14 protein-coding genes are annotated in these 19,425 nt (G+C 47.6%); 11 read left to right on the top strand and 3 right to left on the bottom strand.

Annotated features, from left to right (window positions below):
- Positions 1–28 precede the first annotated feature (28 nt).
- From ACCC71_RS11100 to ACCC71_RS11060, 9 genes are all read left to right on the top strand, one after another.
- Entirely contained in the window at positions 29–1,801 is a 1,773-nt protein-coding gene (locus tag ACCC71_RS11100) for a sensor histidine kinase (RefSeq protein WP_434309690.1), read from the top strand.
- The gene (locus ACCC71_RS11095; protein WP_434309689.1) at positions 1,791–3,320 is read left to right on the top strand and encodes a response regulator transcription factor; all 1,530 of its coding nucleotides are present in this window, start codon (positions 1,791–1,793) and stop codon (positions 3,318–3,320) included. Before ACCC71_RS11100 ends, ACCC71_RS11095 begins: the two co-directional genes overlap by 11 nt.
- A gap of 213 nt (positions 3,321–3,533) precedes the next feature.
- Positions 3,534–4,544, top strand: a complete 1,011-nt coding sequence (locus ACCC71_RS11090) for a sugar ABC transporter substrate-binding protein (protein WP_434309688.1) — start codon at positions 3,534–3,536, stop codon at positions 4,542–4,544.
- A gap of 107 nt (positions 4,545–4,651) precedes the next feature.
- Entirely contained in the window at positions 4,652–5,815 is a 1,164-nt protein-coding gene (locus tag ACCC71_RS11085; protein ID WP_434309687.1) for a substrate-binding domain-containing protein, read from the top strand.
- 126 nt (positions 5,816–5,941) lie between these two features.
- Positions 5,942–7,450 (top strand): sugar ABC transporter ATP-binding protein, encoded by a 1,509-nt coding sequence (locus ACCC71_RS11080; protein WP_434311848.1) that lies wholly within the window; start codon positions 5,942–5,944, stop codon positions 7,448–7,450.
- Positions 7,447–8,439 carry an ABC transporter permease gene (locus ACCC71_RS11075; RefSeq protein ID WP_434309686.1) on the top strand — a complete coding sequence of 331 codons (993 nt, stop codon included), beginning with the start codon at positions 7,447–7,449 and terminating at the stop codon, positions 8,437–8,439. Before ACCC71_RS11080 ends, ACCC71_RS11075 begins: the two co-directional genes overlap by 4 nt.
- Positions 8,440–8,458: 19 nt before the next feature.
- Positions 8,459–9,421, top strand: a complete 963-nt coding sequence (locus ACCC71_RS11070) for an ABC transporter permease (RefSeq protein ID WP_434309685.1) — start codon at positions 8,459–8,461, stop codon at positions 9,419–9,421.
- A gap of 5 nt (positions 9,422–9,426) precedes the next feature.
- Positions 9,427–10,095, top strand: a complete 669-nt coding sequence (locus tag ACCC71_RS11065) for a cyclase family protein (protein ID WP_434309684.1) — start codon at positions 9,427–9,429, stop codon at positions 10,093–10,095.
- A 240-nt stretch (positions 10,096–10,335) separates the two neighbouring features.
- Entirely contained in the window at positions 10,336–11,763 is a 1,428-nt protein-coding gene (locus tag ACCC71_RS11060) for an ATP-binding protein (RefSeq protein ID WP_434309683.1), read from the top strand.
- Between the two features lie 188 nt (positions 11,764–11,951).
- Here ACCC71_RS11060 and ACCC71_RS11055 read toward each other — a convergent pair whose 3' ends face one another.
- The 3 genes from ACCC71_RS11055 to ACCC71_RS11045 are packed head-to-tail and all read right to left on the bottom strand — an operon-like array spanning position 11,952 to position 14,211.
- A complete protein-coding gene (locus ACCC71_RS11055; protein ID WP_434309682.1) occupies positions 11,952–12,521 on the bottom strand; it encodes a chorismate mutase in 570 nt (189 codons plus the stop codon).
- Between the two features lie 17 nt (positions 12,522–12,538).
- Entirely contained in the window at positions 12,539–13,537 is a 999-nt protein-coding gene (locus ACCC71_RS11050) for a sensor histidine kinase (protein WP_434309681.1), read from the bottom strand.
- A complete protein-coding gene (locus ACCC71_RS11045) occupies positions 13,534–14,211 on the bottom strand; it encodes a response regulator transcription factor (RefSeq protein WP_434311847.1) in 678 nt (225 codons plus the stop codon). Before ACCC71_RS11045 ends, ACCC71_RS11050 begins: the two co-directional genes overlap by 4 nt.
- Positions 14,212–14,449: 238 nt before the next feature.
- Here ACCC71_RS11045 and ACCC71_RS11040 point away from each other — a divergent pair, with 238 nt between their 5' ends.
- Positions 14,450–15,769 carry a replication-associated recombination protein A gene (locus tag ACCC71_RS11040; RefSeq protein WP_434309680.1) on the top strand — a complete coding sequence of 440 codons (1,320 nt, stop codon included), beginning with the start codon at positions 14,450–14,452 and terminating at the stop codon, positions 15,767–15,769.
- A gap of 27 nt (positions 15,770–15,796) precedes the next feature.
- Positions 15,797–19,366, top strand: a complete 3,570-nt coding sequence (locus ACCC71_RS11035; protein ID WP_434309679.1) for a DUF5717 family protein — start codon at positions 15,797–15,799, stop codon at positions 19,364–19,366.
- The last annotated feature ends 59 nt before the right edge of the window (positions 19,367–19,425 follow it).

The raw sequence follows: 19,425 nt of genomic DNA, 5'->3' as shown, positions 1-19,425 counted from the left end.
GCATTTCAATGATAGAGGAAAACATCTTATGGAAAAACAGCATTGGTATGAGAGTATTCGTTACCGGGTGCCTGCGATCGTCGGATTGACTATCCTGATTCCGACGCTAGCATTTTCGTTTTTTACCTCTCGTTCCGCAAGGGAAAATATTTTGGAGAATGCGAAACATTCTCTTTATACAAGTCTGTATGGTTCTTCCCTTTTGATGGAAGCTTCGATGGAAGAGGTTCGGTCGTTTAGCAGAAATTTAAGCCAGAACTCAGAGTTTTTAAACCAGATTGTCCGCTATCTTTCCGAACCGTCCGAACGAAGGCAAAAGGAACTTTCTTTGGCATTGGGACAATACGTAGGAGAAATGCAGGAACTGGATCAAATTTATTTGATTTTTGAAAAAAGCGATCAGATTTTATCCACGGATTTTGACCAAAAGATGCTTTCCAAGGCGGACGGGTTTGGAGAAAAATTGAACCAGCTTTATCAGGAATACTTTTTTGGCCGAATTGACTGGTATTCTTTGCCAATAGGCGAGGCGTTTACCGACTGGCGCATGGCGCATATTCGTCCGGTTCCCATTCCGGAGGAATTTGGCGGATGCACCATCCTTTGTACGATGAAGGAAAATTTGGACAGTGCTGCTGCTTTGGATTATCCAGGCGCATTATCTGCTGTGACGGACTATCAGGGAAGAATCTTAACGGCATCTTGGAGAATGGAACGTTTTGCGGAAAATTTGAAGGAAAATTCGTTGTTTGAAAATGCCTATACGCAAAATGAGAATAACGGCAGCTATATTGGAGAAGGAGAGGTTTCTTATTTGGTCATGTACTATAATTCCGTGGAAAGCGGATGGAAGTACGTGGGAGCGATTCCTCTTTCGGAAATTTTGGAGAATTTTTCCAGCCAGGCGCCGGGAATACTGTTGATTGTACTATTGGGTGTGCTTAGCATTTTTCTTGGGTCTGGATTGCTTTATATCGGAGTAGTCAAACCTCTCAATTACCTGATGCGGGGAATGAAGCGTATGGAGGAAGGGGAACTGGCCCCGTTGGAGAATATCCGGCAAAAGGGAGAAATTGGAGCGGTACTTCACAGCTATAACCGTATGACAGAGAAACTGCGCCAATTGATTGACGAGGTTTATGTGCAGCAGCTGCTTCGGAAGCAGGCACAGCTTTCTTCTCTTCAGTCGCAGATGGATGAGCATTTCCTTTATAATACGATCAATACAATCTACTGTGAGGCTTGCCGGGAAAAAGCAGGCAAGTCGGCGAATATGCTGATTGTATTGTCCCAGTACTTCCGGCTGAGCCTTGCTAAGGGCCAGGATAAGGTGGGGTTAGATCAGATTGAGGAACTGATTCGTTGTTATTTGAAAATTCAAACCATGCGCTTTGGAGAAGACTTGATATGCAGGATTGAAGATTTTCCAGATATGGATCAGTATGTGGTCTTGAAATATTTGTTTCAGCCCATTGTGGAAAATGCGATTATTCATGGATTTGAGTCAAGCCGAGGCTGCCATACGGTAGAAATTATCTTTCGGAAAGAAGAGGAATTCCTTTATTTTGAAGTGAAAGACGATGGGGCTGGTATGCCTGAGGCGACGAGACGGCTGCTGACGGAAGAGACAGGAACGTTTCAGCCGGTAAAGGGGAGCGGTTACGCGCTGAAAAATATCAGAGAACAGATACGGATTACTTATGGGGAAGAGTATCCGATCCATATTGAAAGCAGAGAGGGAGAGGGGACAAGAGTTTATTTCCGAATTCCCCTGGAGAGGAGATCGACGGATGAAAAGTGAATATTCTCTTTTGGTGGTGGACGATGAGCGTATCGCCAGAGAGCATATGCTTCAGGATATCGCCTGGGAGACATTAGCGATTACAACGCTATATGAGGCGGAGGATGGATATCAAGCCTTAGAGAAGATTGAGTCATATCAACCGGAGATTATCATTTTGGATATTAAAATGCCAGGGATGAATGGCGTGGAGCTTTTGGAAGAAATTCATCGGCGAAAATATAATTCGCAGATTATTGCCTTAAGCGGTTATAGTGATTTTGATGCGGCGAGGAAAATGTTGGCCAGCGGTCAAGTGGTGGAGTACCTCTTAAAGCCTGCTTCGGAGGATGTGATGTTTGAGGCGGTATATAAATGTATCGCCCGTCTGGAAGAAAAGGAACGACTCAGGGAACTTCAGAGCCATCTAGACAAAGCGGAGGCTTCTGTCCGGCGTTCTGTAGTATATCATGTTCTGTTTGGTGATCAGGCAGAGGAAGAAGATACATTAGAGTTGGACACGGAGTGCTATATTCAAGTAGCAGTGTTGGCGGCGGAGGAAGAGGAACGCTTGAGGGAGGCTACCCACAGAGAACTGGAAAGGGAAGACACGGTGCTGCGATATTGCTTTTCCTGTCCACAGCCAGCCCGGAAAGCATTGGTTTTTTCCGGTGAGGAGAAAACACTTCCATTGGAAGTGGAAAATATTTGCCGGAGGCTTGCCAAAGAGACTGGAGGTTACGTGGGATGCGGGCGTCTTTACCGTTCGGAATATCAGTTGAATGTCTCTTACCAGGAGGCTCTTTTGGCGTATGTCAGCCGTTCTTTTATGGAGGGGGAGCGATTTCGCGGAATTGATCGAGTGGAACGGCGGATTGCCAATCTCCACGAACCTTGGGTGACGGCAGAAGAACTGCAGGAATTTCTAAAGGCAGGAGATCAGGAATCGGTAAAGAAAAGTGTGCGCCGGCTTTTAGAAAGCGCATTGGCGGACCACCGGGATCTTTTGTTTCAGGGAGAAAAAAGCCGGTTAAACATCGGTCAGATTCGGATTTTCTTTGCAAACTTTGTGGATTCTGTGTTACGGGACTGGCCGGAAGAAGGCAATTTGACGGCGATTTTAGAAGCGCGCGATATCGATGAGCTGCTGCGGATCGTGGACGGAATGTTATTATCCTTTTGTGAGCGCCAGCAGACAGACAGCGGGGGGCATAAAGCGGCGTTGGTGCGGGATGCGAAGGAGTACATTCGGGAGCATTTTGCGGAGCGCCTGACTTTGGAGGAGGTGGCGCGCCGGGTATATATCAACCCCTCCTATTTGTCCAGACTATTTTCTGAAGTGGAGGGTTGTAACTTTTCCGATACGATCGCTCAGATTCGGATACAGAAGGCAAAGGAATATTTGAAAGATTACCGGAATAAAGTCTATGAAATTGCAGAGATGGTGGGATACCCCAATGTGAAGCATTTTATGCGGGTGTTTAAAAAGATGGAGGGAATGACGCCTACGGAATACCGGGAGAAGCAGATGTTTCTTTGAGAACAGAAAGGGTCCTTTTTATCCGAAAAAGGTTTAAAAGGAAGAATAGGAAGACACTCTTGTGGGAAGACAAACTACAGAGTGTCTTTTTTCTATAGTGGTAAAGTGGTAAAAATATGGAACCAAATTTCAAGATATGTTGTTTCCTTGGGGAGAATTATTCGTTATGATAAAGGAGCAAACGGGAAAAGTCGGAAGACTATGAGGATAAAAATGAAAAGAGCATATGGAGTAGGATTTTTATTCCTTCTTTTAGCGGCGATATCCTGTTCTGGTCCGGACGATTTGCCGGGAACGGAAATGCCAGCTTCCTTGGAAGCAGAAGTGAAACCATATGTGATCGGCTTTAGTATTCCGACCACAGACCTGGCGTTTCGGAGAACCATGTTTGAGATGGTAAAGGCGGCATATCCAGAGGGGAATCAGGGAAAACGGGCGCAGGTATTAGTTTATGACGGGAAAAATAGCCAAAAGCAGCAGAATCAAGATATCAAGGATTTGATTGAAAAGGGAGTCGATGGAATCGTGGTAGACTCCTATACAACAGAAGGAACCTTATCGGTCGTAAAATATGCCAATGAGCGGGGGATTCCCATCATGGCGGTGGACGATCGGATGGAGACCAATTCTTCCGCGCAGGCGGTCAGTTTTGTTGGGTGCGACCATAAAAAAATCGGAAATCAGGCCGCGGAGATTTTGCTGCGCGGACTTCGGGAAAAGTTCCCAGAGGAAGAAACCTGGAATGTGTTGGAGCTGGCGGGGATTCCTGGATCCGCCGGAGCCATGGACCGCGGCGCAGGAATCCGTGAAATTTTGGATCAAGAATCAAAGATTCGTTGGCTGGGCAGCTATAATGGTGAATTTGCCGAGGAAAATGCGGCGAGCATCATGGAAGATTGCCTTGGTGTTTATGATGAGATTCACGCGGTTATCTGCCAAAATGATTTGATGGCTGAGGGATGTTACCAGGAGATCAAAAAGGCGGGAAAGGTTGGAGAAATCTTGATTGTCGGTATCGACGGTCAGCGTTCTGTGGTGGAAAAGATTCGAGACGGCGGTATCTATGGCACGGTTTTGGAACCTCCGGATATGGCGATTACCGCCGTGGAAAAGCTTTGTGATTATTTGGATGGAGAAGAACTTTTACCGGTTTATTATCAGGAATCGGTGCCGATTTACCCGGAGGATGCGGAACGTTTCCTTACGGAAAATCTGGTTTGGTGAGAATTTGAGGCTGCGAAGGGCCCAGCAGCTTTCAAATAGAACAGCGTCCTGGCAAATGCTTTGCTGGGCGCAAGGTATATCGCGAAAAAAGAATGGAGAAGACGAATATGAAAAAATGTTTGGCAGTGTTCGTGTCCTTCTGCATGGCATTTGGCCTGATGGGATGCGGCGGTGGAAATGATACGACAACGGCAGCACCGGCAACGGAAGCGGCGGCAACAGCGGCGCCTACGACAGCAGCAGAGGAGAAAACGACGGCCGCGGAAGCGGCGACAACGGCCGCCGTTCAAAGCGGCGTGGCAGCTGCAATTTTGGAGCATGCAGGCGATGCAAAGGATTTGAAAGTAGCGCTCAGCAACTCAATTTTGACCAATGCTTGGAGAATTCAGATGGTCAAAATTTTTGAAACATATTGTGAGCAGTTAAAGGAGCAGGGCGTGGTATCTGAATACTATGCGACGAGCTCCGGCGATGATGCGCAGGCTCAGATCAATGAGATTCGGAATCTGATTGCCGAAGAATACGACATTATTCTGGTAGATTGCGCATCCTCCGCTCTTCAGCCGGTCCTGGAAGAGGCAGCTGATCAGGGCATTGTGGTGGTCTCCTTCGATAACATTGTACAGACCGATACTACTTATAGCATTGCGGTAGATGCCACGGCTTTTGCCACGAATCAGGCGAAGTGGCTCTGCGAGCAGCTGGGCGGCAAAGGAAATATCCTGTTGGTTCGCGGTAAAGCAGGAGCCCACGACGATACGGTTCGCTGCGCGGCTTATGAAGAAGTACTGAAGCAGTATCCTGACATCAAAGTCGTTGGCGACGGCTACGGCGAGTGGGATTTTGGTACGACAGCTCAGTTGATGAACGATCTATTGGCAAAGAATGAGGGAACCCAGATCGACGGCGTTTTGCAGCAGGGTATGGGCGAAGCGGCTATCGTGGCTGCTTTGGAGCAGCATGGATACGATCCGGCCAAGGTTCCGATTACTGGCGAGTGGACCAACGGTTACTTCCGTGTAACGATGGAGAAAAACCTGAATGCATTTATCACGGGCGTTCCTTCCTATCTGTCCGCTATGGCTATGGATGTGGCTCTGGACGTAGTAAATGGAAAGGATGTTGAGAGAGATCAGCTGCTGGCTCCGCCGGTGATCGAGGCAAAGGATGCGGAGAAATGGTATCAGCCCTCCCAGTCCGACGAGTTTATGCCGGCTTATACCAACGAGGAAAATAGCTGGAACATTCAGTTGGAAGATGTACTAGAGTAAAAGTCCTTTGAACATGTAGTAAAGAGGAAAAAGATGGGGAGCCCTCCGACACTCCCGTGGTCAGATGCGGGCGGGAGGGACTCCCCTTTTTCTTCCCCCAAAAAGAGGAGGCTGTCTGTGGAGCAAATGCCTATTATCTCGGCCAGAAACGTAAGCAAACACTTTGGCGGTGTTCACGCGCTGGTCGATGCGAAAATTGATTGCTATGCAGGGGAAATCCATGCGTTAGTTGGAGAAAACGGCGCGGGGAAAAGTACTCTGATCAAGATTTTATGTGGAGTTGTCCTGCCGGATCAAGGCGAACTTTTTCTGAAAGGAAAGCAGATTCAGCTGACTTCGCCGGTGGATGCGGTGCAGGCAGGAATTGCATCGGTTTTTCAAGAGCTTTCCCTGCTTCCAGATTTATCCGTGGCGGAAAATGTATTTCTTGGTTCGGAACCGAGGACCAAATTCCGGTTGATTGATTTTAAGGCGATGGAAAAGAAAACCGAGGAAATCATGAAACAACTGGAATTTGATATTGACGTGCGGACGTTGGTGAAAGATCTCCCCTTAGCCCAGCAGCAGTTGGTGGAGATTGCCAAGGCGCTTTCCAAAAATCCCGATGTGATTATTTTAGATGAAGCGACGTCGGCTCTTGGAAGCAAAGAAGTGGAATTATTATTCCGTTTACTGCGCCGTCTAACCAGGGAAGAGGGAAAGACGGTAATTTTGATCTCCCACAAGATGGATGAGCTGGAACAGATCGCGGACCGTGCGACGATTTTCCGGGATGCCCGCTATATTACTTCTTTTGCCTGGGGAGAGATGACAAACGCCGAGATCATTGATCAGATCGCCGGGCGGAAGATCGATACGATCTTTCCGGAAAAGAGAGTAAATCTTCCCAAAGAATATGTATTGGAGCTGGAAAATGTCAGCTGTGCAAATCGACTGAGCCATGTGAACCTAGCGGTACGCCGGGGCGAAATCTTTGGGCTTGCCGGGTTAAGCGGCCAAGGGCAAAGCGATCTTTTGGATGTGATTTATGGATCCCAGGTTTTGGACAGCGGCGTTATAAAGATTGGGGGCGAGGCAAAGCAGATTCGAAACCCCAGGAAGGGCCTGGCGGCAGGCGTGGCGTTAACTCCAGCGGACCGGAAAAATGACGGTCTGCTCCTAAGCCGTGGTTCCGGAGAAAATATGATGCTGCCCACTCTGAAAAAGAGAAGCCGTTTTGGTATTATCGACAGCAAAAAAGAAGCGGAAGACACAAAGCGGATGATTGACCTTTTACAGATCAAATTGAGCAGTCCGGCTCAGCTGGCGGGAACTTTGAGCGGAGGAAATCAGCAAAAGCTGGTACTGGGGAAAGCCATTTTGACAGATGCGGACCTTTTGCTGTTGTCGGATCCGACCCGCGGTATCGATGTAGGAACCAAATATGAAATTTATCAGCTGATTCGCCGTTTGGCGGAGAGCGGAAAAACCATCATTCTGTATTCGACAGAAAATATGGAACTTCTGGGACTCTGCGACCGGGTCGCTGTGTTCCGGGATGGAGAAGTAGCGGCTGTGCTGGAAGGGGAAAAGTTTACGGAGCATGAGATCTTAAAAGCCGCCCTTGGAATGGAAGAGACGGAGGTGGGAGCATGAACGGAAAACTTCGATACATCTGGGCCAAAAACCGGGAGGCGATATTTGGCTATGTCATTATGATCGCGGTGGCAATTCTCTACATATCCAGCCAAAAGAAATTTTTTACCGCTTATGGCATCAAATCCGCCTTTGACCAATTTATGACGTTGCTCTTTGGAGCGTTGGCGCAAACGTTGGTAATTTTAACCGGAGGGATTGATTTGTCGGTAGGAGCCTTGATCGGCTTGACCAATACCGTGACCGCTTTTATTATGGTTCCGATTGCTGGGGCTCTGGGAAATGATATCCTTGGTATTGTAGCGACGATACTGATTGTTCTGCTGATTGGGGCGGTCTGCGGGTGTATTAATGGCATGCTCATCGTCTATGGCCGGCTTCAGCCGATCATTGTTACTCTCGCTACTTCTTTCATCTTTATGGGCATCGGTATGTATATTTTGCCCCAGCCAAGCGGAGAAGTAGTAAGCGGGTTTACCAAACTGATGATGGGAACAATCACACCGCTAAAGATACCGAAGTCTGTATTGTGGCTGTTATTTTCTATTTTTCTTCTCTGGATTCCCATTCGGCGCTCCAAGTTCGGACAGTCGATTTATGCGATCGGTGGAAATGAAAACGCTGCCTTTGTGTCTGGTATCCATGTAAAAAAGACGAAAGTAAAAACGTATCTGATGGCGGGCGTTTGCTGTGCGATGGCCGGGATTTTGTTGACAGCGCAGACGACCGTGGGAGATCCCACCGGAAGCGACGGATTTACGATGAATTCCGTGGCGGCTGTGGTTCTGGGCGGCACGGCTTTGTCGGGGGGAAGAGGGAGCTTTATTGGTACGGTGGCCGGCGTCATTACCTATTCCTTAATTCTGGGATTATTGATTTTCTGGGGCGTAAATTCCTTCTATCAGGATATGATCAAGGGCCTCATCCTGGTGGCGGCTTTGGCCATCAATGCGTTACAGAAAATCAAACTTCGCCGGAAGCCGGCATGACGGAAAGGAGAGTGGAACAATGAAAGAAAAAGCCGCAGCTCAGCCGTCAATCGGCTGGAAAGAAAGGCTGAAGAGCTCCACGGTCGCAAAGGTTTATCTGACCACCGTGCTCTTATATATCGTAACCTGCCTATTGCAGCCCAACTATTTTTCCGGAAAATACATTTCAGATACATTGGTGACTGCCTCGTTTCTAGGAGTTCTTGCCATTGGCCAGACTCTTGTAATTTTGACGGGTGGGATCGACCTTTCTATTATCGTAACCTTTAATTTGGCAGCCGTTATCACCACCAGCATGCAAAATGAGAATCAGCTGCTTTTGATTGGGGTGCTTCTAGGCGTCAGTATTTTGATCGGCTTGGTCAACGGATTGGGCGTTGTCTTTTTGAACGTTCCACCGATTGTTATGACCTTGGCCATGCAAAGCATTCTCTGGAGCGTGGTCTACCTGTATACCAATGGCCTTGCCAATGGCGCGGCCCCTGACTGGATTCGTTTCCTTTCTACAGAATCGATCTTTGGCATCCGATGGATCTTGATCCTTTGGGCAGTGATTGCAGTGGGAGTCACCTTTGCCTTGACAAAGACAAATTTTGGCCGTAGGCTGTATGCCCTTGGAAACAGTTACAGCGTATCCTATTACTCCGGTGTAAATAACAGCGCCGTGTTAATTTTGATCTATATCCTAAGCGCTATTTTTGCTTCTCTGGGAGGCCTGCTTTTTACCGGTTATCTGGGGTATGCTTACATTGGAATGGGGACGCCGTATCTCATGCCCTCGATCGCAGCGGTGGTTATCGGCGGCACCTCGATTTTGGGAGGAAAAGGGAATTATGCCGGTACGGTGGCCGGCGCCATTATCCTCTATATTCTAAACGGCCTCTTGGTAAATTTGGATATGCAGGAAGGCGGCCGAAACATTATCAATGGCGTGATCATTTTGGCAGTGCTGTTTTTATACGGCCGTGCAAAGAAGGAGTAGTGTAGATGGAACTTGGAAAAAAACGTGTAGTGGATTTATCCCATACCCACGGTGAGGGAATCGTCTGCGAACCATACATCTCTAAGTATCAGGTGGAATGGCTGGGGAAAGCCGGCATCGACGGCGGGCATGCGAATCTGGAAGTACGGTCCTATTGTCCTCATACAGGAACGCATATGGACGCCCCTTTTCATGTGAACAGTGGCTGGAATACCCTGGACCAGCTAAATCCTTTGGTACTTTGCGGGCCAGCAGTGGTAGTACAGATCCCGGCAGCGGAGCATTGGCATCGGATTACAAAAGAGGAATTGATCGCATGGGAAAATGCTCATGAAGAGATTCGCCCTGGAGATGCGGTGTTACTTTTTACGGGACATGCGGACAAGTGGGAAGAAGGATTCGAAGAGTTTATCGGTAAAGGCTATCCATATCTGGACGTTTTGGCGGCGGAGTATTTGGCGGAAAAACAGATTCGCCTTCTGGGTACGGAGAGTATCAATGTGGATCGGAACGGTATGGACGCGCACCGGATGCTTTTGGGAAACGGCGTAATCATTGTGGAAAATATCTGCCGTCTGGAACAAATCGGCGCGGACCGCTGCGAACTGTTTGGCACTTTTCCAGCGGTCAAAGGGGCCAGCGGAGCTTGGATTCGTTTGATGGCTTTGGTATAAGCGTACGTAAAAAAAGCGGCTGACGCTTAGTCGAGTGCTAATAAAGAAGTATTTTAAAAAATGTGGTGTAACCTCAGTAAAATGTGGTTACACCTTTTTCATTTGAGAATTAACGATTAGGAATAATGGAACCGTTAATTCTAAGATTTTTTCGTTGAAATTTTAATTCTGCTCGTTAGTTCTTGCTTTTTGATTAAAATAGTATATAATAAAACCGACATCTTCAAGGAGGAAGCGTTAATGCAAACTGAAGCTCTCAAAAAAATCGTTTTAGATATAAAAAACTTAAAAACCGAATCCCAAACTATTGAATTGAAAGCGGCGGTACAAGGCTGTCCCACGAGATTATTTGATACACTTTCATCTTTTTCGAATCAAGATGAAGGCGGCATTATTATTTTTGGTGTTGACGAAGTGGATAATTATGTTGTTAAAGGCGTGTATGATGCTCAGGATCTTCAAAAGAAAGTAACCGAGCAATGCAAACAAATGGAGCCGTCTGTTCGTGCGTTGTTTACTGTTTGTGAGATTGACGGAAAGGCTGTTGTGTCTGCCGAAATTCCCGGTGTTGATATTTCCGAGCGTCCTGTTTTTTATAAGGGTGTAGGTCGCATCAAAGGCTCTTATGTACGTGTTGGTGAATCCGACGAGCCAATGAGCGAATACGAAATATACAGTTATGAAGCATTTCGTAAGAGAACTCGTGATGACATTCGTATTGTCAATAATGGCAAACTCAATATGATTGACGAAAAGCGAATGAACGAATATCTGACCGCAGTAAAAAGTGAGAGAAAAAATCTTGCAGATAATGTTTCTGAGGAAGAAATCTTGGAATTGATGGGTATTACCAATGACGGCATTCCTACTCTTGCAGGATTGATGACTTTTTCAAAATATCCTCAAGGCTATTTCCCTCAGCTTTGCATTACCGCAGTTTCACTTCCCGGAACGGAGCAAGGAACAGTTGGCGGTGATGGTGAGCGTTTTATTGATAACAAACGTATTACCGGAGCAATCCCCGATATGCTTGAAGAAGCTGTGGAGTTTGTTCGTAAGAATAGCCGTACTAAAACGATAATTAACGATAACGGACAACGGGCAGATAAACCCGAATATCCGATAAAGGCTGTTCGTGAAGCTATCCTCAATGCCTTGGTACATCGTGATTATAGTGTTCATACAGAAAACGTACCTATTCGCATTGAAATGTATCGTGACCGTATGGAGATCATCAATAGCGGCGGACTATACGGAAAAATTTCCATAGATGCACTTGGTAAGGTTCGTCCCGAAACAAGAAATGCCGCTCTTGCAAATATGCTTGAACTCTTGAAAGTAACTGAAAATAGATATTCTGGTATCCCTACTATGCGTAGTGAGTTTGCCAATGCAGGTCTTCCCGCACCGCTGTTTTCCGTTGTTCACGGCGAATTTAAGGTGGTTATGAAAAACGGTTTGTTTGCAGAAACAATGCCTGTTGGCGATTCGCTTGTGGAATTTTGTTCTATACCTCGAACAAGAGCAGAAATCGTAGCGTTTGTAGGCAAATCCAAAAATCATGTAATGTCACAGATTGTAGCACCGCTTGTCGCTGAAGGAAAACTGAAAATGACAATACCCGACAAACCTAAAAGCTCTAATCAGAAGTTTGTAAAAGCGAAATAATTATAAAATACGAATATGCAGATTTTTAGGTAAAACAAGGCTTTGACCATTATAGCCAAAGCCTTGCTTCTATCCATTGCAACACCACAGATGTAATAATTCAGAATACTACCTTATTCACCCGTAGCATTAACGAATTCGGATTCGTTAATGCGACAGGCTCTTTGTTTTTTCATAGGAAATTCCGTTTAGAAGCTTTCCAGGATCTGAAAAGCGAGGGCTTCTTTGGACAGCTGAAACATCAATTTGCGCATGGAGGTATCGTTCAGATTTCCTCGGATAATCAATTCAAAGGAGACCGTCTGTTGCTCCGCATTCATCTCCAGCAAATACATTTGTTCCATGTTAAAACCATAGTCGCCGATCATGGAAAGGATGGAGGACATGCTGTTGCAGGAATCCGTCCGAGTCAGGCGTACTTTTACGCGGGTATCTGATTCCCGGATGGAGACGCCCTCGGCCAGCGGAGTAAAGAAATCCGGATTCCAGTTATACATCAACCCGTATTGATATTTGCGGGAAACTTCGATCACTTTCCGAAGCAAAGCGGTGTATTCTGCGACAAGGTCGGACGGGACGTCTTCTGTCAGGCGGCGAATCATGTCAGCCTCCCGATCTGCCCGGTAGATGGTAGTCTCGTTTGCCTCGTATTTGATCTCGGCAACTTGATGGGCTACGTCCATCCGTTTGAAAAATAATTGTTTGATCTCGGCGTCGATCTTGTCAATCTGTCTTCGTACTTCTTCTAATGTCATCATGGTCTTCCTTCCTATGTTTATAAGGCGCTTTTATAAATTTTGATATGGAAACTGGCTCCGCCTTCCGGCCGGTTGGCCGCCTTCACGGTTCCGTTTTGTTCCTGTAGGATCATCCGCGCGAGGGAAAGTCCAATCCCAAAGCTTTCTTTATTTCCCTGTTTTCCTTGATAAAATCGTTCAAAAATATGTGGAATGTCTTCCTCTGCAATTCCTGGCCCGTCGTCAAAAACCAAGATTTCTGTAAAGACAGAAGTTTGTCTAGCTTGGACGGTAATATGCCCTCCCGGCAGGGTATGTTCCATACAGTTTTTTAAAAAATTTCCGATGGCTTCGCGGCTCCAAAGAAAATCTCCGGTAAAGGCGGCGTCAGGGGCGCAGTGGATGGCAAGCTCGATTTCTTTTAATTCCAGAGGAACGGCGAGAGGTTCCGCCGCTGCCTGAATCAGCGATGCGACGTTCACTGGCTTTTTTTCGAAAGAAACGGTTCCGGCTTCAATTTTTGACATTTTAAGAAGCGCGGTGATCAGCCAATCAATCTGTTCTAAAAGCCTGCGGGAATCCTGCAAAAGAGTGTGACGCTCTTCTTCGCTGTGTTCCCCCCGCTGCAGCCTGGAATGGATCAGCTGAAGAGAAGTAAGCGGCGTTCGCAGCTGGTGGGAAATATCCGCCATTGCTTCGGAAAGCCCCTTTTTGTCTTCCGCCAACGTGGCAGCTTGTTCTTTCAGTCTATTCAACAGTTTTTGCAGTTCGTCCTGCAATATGGCAAATTCTCCTTCCTGGTAATCCGACAGGGAGAGCGCTTGCCCATAGAGAATATGATCCAGTGTTTCCGCCAGTTCCGCCATGCGGCGGTATCGGGAAAAGGTAAAGCGAAGAAACAACGTGGTCAGTGTGCCGCAGGAAAGAAGAACGATAAAACCAGCGGCGCCAAACCAGAAGAACGCTGCAAAGGAAGCAAGTATAGTAAGGAAAATGCTGAGAAGGATCAGGAGCTTTAGCTCAGAATTGCGGCTCATCCCATGTCACCTGCCTTATATCCGAGTCCACGGATGGTGTGGAGAATCGTCGGATTCTGGGGATCTTCTTCAATCTTATCTCGAAGGCGTTTGATATAAACGGTTAGGGTATTGTCGTTTACATATTCGCCGGATGCGTCCCAGATTTCTTCTAAAAGCCGGTCCCGCGACAGAATCATTCCTTTGTTGTGGAAAAAAAGGAGGAGAAGCCGGTATTCCAGAGCCGATAAAAAGAGCTCTTTCCCGTTTTTGGTCACGGTACCCCGTAAAAAATCTACCTGTACGTCGCCGATGGTAATGGTGGATTCCGCCTGGCCGTATCTCCGAAGTACATTGCGGATGCGGGAGATCAATTCTAATGGCCGAAAGGGCTTAGCGATATAATCGTCGGCCCCCATGTCAAAGCCGGTCACAACGCTCATCTCATCGCCGGAGGCGGTAAGGAAGATGACAGGCATATGGTATTTTTTCTTGGCCGCTGCGCAGACCGGATAGCCGTTGCCGTCTGAGAGAGCGATATCGAGCAGCAGCAGATCAAATGACTCATCCGCAAGAAGCGAAAGCGCCTCCCCTTGACCGGAAACGGAACGGACAAAAAAGTTTTCCTGGGTTAAAAGAGCAGTTAGATTTTCGACGATTCCTCTGTCGTCCTCGGCCAGCAAAATTCGAAACATCATACCACCTCGCTAAAGTCTTTTCTATTATAGCGGATCGGAGGAATTTCTACAACAAGGAAAGCGGTGGATTTTCCATAAAAATGTAGGCTTTTCATTAGAATTTTTTATGAAGGGCATAGCAAGCAGGCAAATAGCCCCAGGTTGTTCTTGCCAAGGGATTGCGTTCTATGGTAATATAATCTTTATCGATACATGAGGGCGGCTGAAAGATTGCCCAGGAAAAGGGGGACATATTTTGGACCTTTTTGACTATATGCGGGAGACAAAAAAGGAAAAAGAATCACCGCTGGCGTCACGCCTTCGTCCAACCACGTTGGACGAGGTGGTTGGTCAGCGTCATATTATAGGAAAAGATAAGCTGCTCTACCGGGCCATCGCGGCGGATAAACTAAGTTCGTTGATCTTCTATGGACCGCCTGGCACGGGAAAGACGACGTTGGCAAAAGTCATTGCCAATACGACCAAAGCAGATTTTGAGCAGATTAACGCGACTTCTGCCGGAAAAAAGGATATGGAGGCGGTGATTGCCCAGGCGAAAGAGCGCATTGCGATGTATGGAAAAAAGACGATTCTGTTCATCGATGAGATTCATCGCTTTAACAAGGGCCAGCAGGATTATCTGCTTCCTTTCGTGGAGGATGGCACTGTGATTTTGATCGGAGCTACCACGGAGAATCCCTATTTTGAAGTAAATCGGGCCTTGATTTCCCGTTCTATCATATTTGAGTTAAAGCCGCTTTCTGCAGAGGACATTGAAGAGCTTTTGCGCCGCGCTGTCTATGACGAAAAGAAAGGGATGGGAGCCTACCACGGGGAGATAGAGCCGGAAGCGCTGCATTTTCTTGCGGATATCTGCGGGGGAGACGCCCGGTCCGCGCTCAATGCGGTAGAGCTGGCGCTTCTTACCACCCCTCCTTCGGAAGATGGAAAGATTCATATTACGTTGGCAGTGGCGGAAGAGTGTATCCAGAAAAGAAATGTCCGCTATGATAAGGACGGTGATAATCATTATGATATTATTTCTGCCTTTATCAAGAGTATGCGGGGCTCGGATCCTGACGCGGCGGTTTATTATCTGGCGCGGATGGTCTATGCCGGGGAGGACCCTAAATTTATTGCCAGAAGAATTATGATTTGCGCGGCGGAGGATGTGGGAATGGCAGATCCGAACGCAATGACAGTGGCGGCTTCGGCTGCCCAGATTTTGGAGCGGGTCGGTATGCCGGAAGGTCGAATTCCCTTAGCTGAGGCGGCGGTATATGTGGCCACCGCGCCCAAAAGCAACGCTTCTTATATGGCCATCAACCGGGCGATGAGCGCTGTGGAGAAGATACAGATCGGAAAGGTTCCGGCGCATCTGCAGGACTCTCATTATAACGGCGCGTCTCAGATGGGACGGGGCATTGGATATAAGTATGCCCACGATTATCCGGGGCATTATGTGAAGCAGCAGTATTTGCCGGACGAGCTGGTAGGCATGAAATTCTTTGAACCAGGCGACAATGGTTATGAAAAAGAATTAAAAAAATATATGGAATTCTGTCAGAAACTGTAGTAAGATAAAACGGGTAGGTGAATAGGAGTGAAAGAAGGCATCAGCCGCCTGGCGAGAGGAATCGTAGATACGGAGGTTCCTCGTCTAGCGCTTTTACAGCCGAATATAGAAGAGGTCATCGCGTTTGGCCGGATTCATCAAGGCGATCTTCGTGTGAATAGCGAAAATCGGCTTGCTTTTCGTGGTTTGGTGTATTCTACAGACCGCCGGGTCACTCTAAAATCGGGTTATTTTACCGGGGAGAGTGCTTTGATTTCCTACGAGGTCGACGCCAGGCATCTGGAAGAAGGCGAGTCTATCATAGGCGCCTTTTTGCTGGTAAGTAACGGAGGAGAATATTCGATTCCCTATCGCTTTACCGTACAGGTGGCGGCGGCGTCCCGTTATGGCCGTCTGAAGACAGTGGAACAATTTGCCGAGATGGTACAGGAAGAGCCCGATACGGCTTTGCGTCTGTTTGACTCGGATGAATTTGTGCGTCTTCCTTTTTTGCAGGATTTGCCGGCGCGTGCCATGTACGACGGGCTTTGCCGGGGCGGTGGAAAACGCAATGCGATGGAAGAATTTCTCGTCGCCATGGGGGCGAAAGAGGGCGTACGTCTTTCGGCTGATTTGGCGCAGCGGTGTTATTCTGGTACCGGAGAAGTTCTGACTGACCGACTTACCATAACGAGAAACACATGGGGATATTCTGCCTACCGAATTAGCTCCGACGCGGATTTTTTGGTAGCGGAAAAAGAAGGGCTGACAGATGCGGATTTTGTTGGCAATACCTGCGAGTTAAGTTTTCGAATCCTTCCCCGTTTTCTTCATGTGGGAACCAATTATGGGAAGTTGACGATTGCCGGGATTTATGGGAAACTGGAACTTCCTGTCGTTGTGGAAGTGGCGGGAGACGAGACAAATCGGGAACAGAAAAACCAGTTTCGCCATCACATGGCTACGTATATCAAAGCAGATTTGGATCGCCGCGCCGGACATTATGAGGAAAGCCTTTTGCTAAGCCGGATGCAAAGCGCATGGGATGCGATGGCGGAACGGAAGGCTCCGGATGTTCAGCGGAAACTTTGGCAGATTGAACTGGCCATGCTGCGGGGACGGAAAGAGTTGGCTGGCCGTTTGCTGAACGAATTGCAGACAGAAGTGCAAAGACGCCGGCTGGAGGATATCGATTCCTACTGCTATTTTCTCTATCTTCAAATGTGTTTGGTCGGAAGCTGGGAATTAAAAGAGCGGTTGATCAAGCTTTTGGATAAATATCAGGAGAGGGGACAGGGTACCCCTGTTGTGGCGATGCTGCAAATGCAGCTGGATGAGAGTCTGCGGAATAAACCGGCAGAGTCTGTGGACCGGATGCGTGAATTTTACCGAAAGGGGCTGCGAAGCCCATACCTTTATTTGGAGGCGTGCCGGATTTATAATGAAATTCCGGACGTATTGCGTAAGCTGGATACCTTTGCCTTACAATCGCTTTGGTTTGGAGCAAAACATGAGTATCTAAATGCCAAGGCAGCAGCTTATGTGGCAAAGCTTTCCGCCTCGGAAACCGGTTTTCGTCCGGAACTTTACCGGATTTTGAAGGCTCTTTATGAAACCGATCCCACCGAGGAACTGCTGCATGCCATTTGCTCGATTCTGATCAAGGGAAATCAAAGAAAAAAAGAGTATTTTTCCTGGTTTGCCAAGGGAGTGGGAGCCGATGTACGGTTGACCCGCCTTTATGATTACTATTTATATACCTTGCCGGATGACTTTGAAGGGCCGCTGCCCCAGGTTGTTCTGCTGTATTATTCCTATAACAGTCCGGCGGACGCGGCGTCAAAGCTTCGCCTATACCGGAATGTCCTGGAAAATTTTGAGCCTGGCAGCGCCATGATGGAGGCTTACGCTCAGCAAATCCAACAGTTTACCCTGGAACAGCTTTTATTGGGGAGTGTGGATGACTCTTTGGCGGTTTTGTACCGGAGACAGCTTTTCCCTGAGATGGTGGATGAAAAGATGGCCCGGATTCTTCCGGACGTTCTGAAAACCTGCCGGATTGGTATCGATAACCCGAATCTGCGCCATGTGGTTGTGGTGTACGGGGAGTTGAAGGAGGAAAAAATGGTTCCCGTGCGGGATGGCGTGGCCTATGTGCCCGTATATTCCGAGGACTGCCGTCTCCTGTTTTCGGATGCTTACAGCAGCCGCTATGCTGGCGTGCCGTTTTCTTGTACTCCGCTTTTTCCTGGGGGGGAGGAATTGCTTTCTCAGTGCTTCCTTATCTATCCCAATCATCCGATGTTAAAGCTTTCTCGCTGCAACGAGCTTCTGCGGACAGCGGAGAATGATACGGATGCGGCTGTACTCCTAAAAGAGGAGCTAGAGGTGGCTGGAATCCATCCTTTGTATCAGAAAAAGCTGACGGCAGGATTGATCCGCTATTATTCCCAGATGGAAACAGAAAGCGGGGATGAACTTCTGGCTTGCGTGCAAAAGCCTTATGTCAGCCGAGATGACCGTACACATCTGATCGAGGCTTTGATTGAGCGGGAGTATTTGGCGGAAGCTTTTGGATTGATTCGTACCTATGGATATGAGCAAATTCAGGTGCCGCTGCTTTTAAAACTTTGCAGTCGGACCATTCAAAATACATCGTACCAAAAAGAAGATTTTTTGCTGGAACTTTCTTACTATCTGTTCCAGCGCGGACAAGCCAATGACACGCTTTTGTCTTACTTGTGTCTCCATTATAATGGATTGAGCCGGGAAATGTTGGCGCTGCTGCGCCGTGGCATCAGTCAGCGGGCGGAGACCGGCGATTTAGCGGAACGGTTGTTGGCCCAGGAATTATTCACCGGAGAATATGTTCAATTAGACGATGTGTTCCAGTTCTATTTGAAAAAGGGACCGACCGATAAGTTATTGGTCAATGCCTATTTTGTAGTCAAGTGTTACGGCTATTTTATGAGAGAAGACAAGATATCGGAGGAGGTTTTCATTCCCATCCGGGATATCGTAAAGAGTGAACTTTTGGCCGGCGGCGTGCCGGTGATCTGTCTTTTGGCATTGACGAAGTATTTTTCCAGTCAGCCGGATCTTTCTGACGAAGACCGGACATTGGGTCAGGAGATGGTGACGCGTCTTTATCATCGTGGCTTAGTATTTCCGTATTTTAAAAAACTAGGAAAGCTGTTTCCTTTGCCGGATGAGCTGATGGATAAGACGATATTGGAATTTCGAGGGAATCCGGAGGCTACGGTGGAGCTTTTCTACCGTATTTATCCGGGTGGAGAGGGAAAACCGATGGTGCGGGCGGAGATGCCCCACTGCTACCAAGGAATTTTCGTCAAATCCGTTTTGCTTTTTTCCGGCGACGTTCTGGAATATGAAATTTGGGTAAATGAAGACGGCGTTCGGGAATTAGTGGAGCAAGGGGAACGAAAGGCGGATTCGTCCGGCGGCGGTACCAACCGCTTCCAGGTGTTGAATCGTTTGATAGAAGGCTGTGCGGATCCTACGGATGAGGATTGGCAGAGAGCCGTTTTAGACTACGCAGAAAAAGACACATTAATCGATGCGATCTTTACCATGAAAGCTCCGGACGGCGGCCGTTAGCCGGGGCGGCGATTGCGGAAGTCCGAAGGACGAAGCAACCGGCTTTGATGGATGTTGGA

Origin of the sequence: Hominifimenecus sp. rT4P-3 (genome assembly GCF_051055405.1) — a bacterium.
In the GTDB taxonomy this organism is placed as follows: Bacteria; Bacillota; Clostridia; order Lachnospirales; family Lachnospiraceae; genus Pseudolachnospira.
The sequence above is the reverse complement of the archived record's forward strand: the minus strand, read 5'-3'. Positions and strand labels throughout refer to the sequence as shown.